The following is a 1,251-nucleotide window of genomic DNA, read 5'->3' as shown; positions in this document are numbered from 1 at the left end:
CGGCGATCTCGACGGCGACCTGACGCGCCGGATGCGGCGAGCGGCGAGCGTCGCAACGGACCCGGATGCGGCATACGGCCTGGCCCGGCTGACCTGGCGACGCCGGTGACGACCGGGGCAGCGGGCGTACCTTCCGCGCGCGCGCCCCGTCGCCGGGGCGCCCTGGCGACCGTCCGGATCGTCCTGGCCGTCCTCGTGCTGGCGGGGGTGCTGCTCGCGCTCTGGCGCAACTGGGGTGCCGTCTCCCCCCACCTCGGCGACGTCTCGCTGCGGGCGTGGGCGCTGGCGCTGCTCGCCGGATTCGTCTCGCCCTTCCTCGGCATGCTCGGCTGGCGGGCGCTGCTGACCGACCTCGGCTCCCGCCTGCACATTGCCCCGGCCAGCGGGGTCTTCCTCGTCGGGCAACTCGGCAAGTACCTGCCCGGCTCGGTGTGGAGCGTCTTCGCCCAGGCCGAGATGGCCGCCCGCCTCGGCGTGCCGCGGCGCCGCACCGGCGTCGTCGGCCTGGTCACCATGGCCCTGTCGCTGCTGACCGGCGTCATCATCGCGGTGCCGTCTCTGCCGGTCCTGCTGCGCCGGGGCGATTCCAGCACGGCCGTCCTCGTCGGGGTCGCGGGGATGCTGTTCGTCATCGCGATGTGGCCGCCGCTGCTCAACCGCGGCATCCGCCTGGGTTTGCGGCTGCTGCGCCGCGACCCGCTCGAACACGACCTCAGCGGCCGCGGCATCGTCACCGGCGGGGCGTGGACCCTGCTCGCGTGGCTGGCCACCGGCGCGATCTGCTGGGCCTTCGCCGCCGACCTCGTCCCCGACAGCGCCGACACCGGCGAGGTGGCGCTGATCTCGTTGAGCGGGTTCTGCCTCGCGGCCGTCGTCGGCATGGCGTCGGTGCTGCTGCCGGCCGGGGTCGGGGTGCGCGAGGGCATCCTGCTGCTCCTGCTCGTCACCGTCATGCCCGGGTCGGCCGCGACCGCGGTCGTCGTGCTCACCCGCTTCGTGACCCTGGCGATGGACATCCTCTGGGCCGGCATCGGCTGGCTCTGGGCCCGCGCTCACCACCTGCTGCCCGACCGGCATACCGTTACTGTCCGCCCACCCGACTAGGTTGACCATCCATGACCACACCGCATACCCCGCAAAACGCCGCACCCCCGGGCGGACGCGCTCTGGCCGTCGCCAAGCGCGGGGCCGAGCATGTGCTCTGGGCGCGGGTCGCCGGGCAGCGGCGGCTGGAGGCCCTGCGCGGCACCG

At 74.5% G+C, this 1,251-nt stretch carries 1 protein-coding gene; it reads left to right on the top strand.

Translation table 11 applies throughout. The features are described from left to right. Window positions 1-105: 105 nt before the first annotated feature. On the top strand, window positions 106-1,104 hold the full coding sequence (locus tag BN11_RS17865; protein ID WP_048699648.1) for a lysylphosphatidylglycerol synthase domain-containing protein: 999 nt from the start codon (window positions 106-108) through the stop codon (window positions 1,102-1,104). Window positions 1,105-1,251 lie beyond the last annotated feature (147 nt).

Source organism: Nostocoides australiense Ben110 (genome assembly GCF_001050535.1).
GTDB classification, from domain to species: domain Bacteria; phylum Actinomycetota; class Actinomycetes; order Actinomycetales; family Dermatophilaceae; genus Nostocoides_A; species Nostocoides_A australiense.
This window is presented reverse-complemented; position numbering and strand designations above follow the sequence as displayed.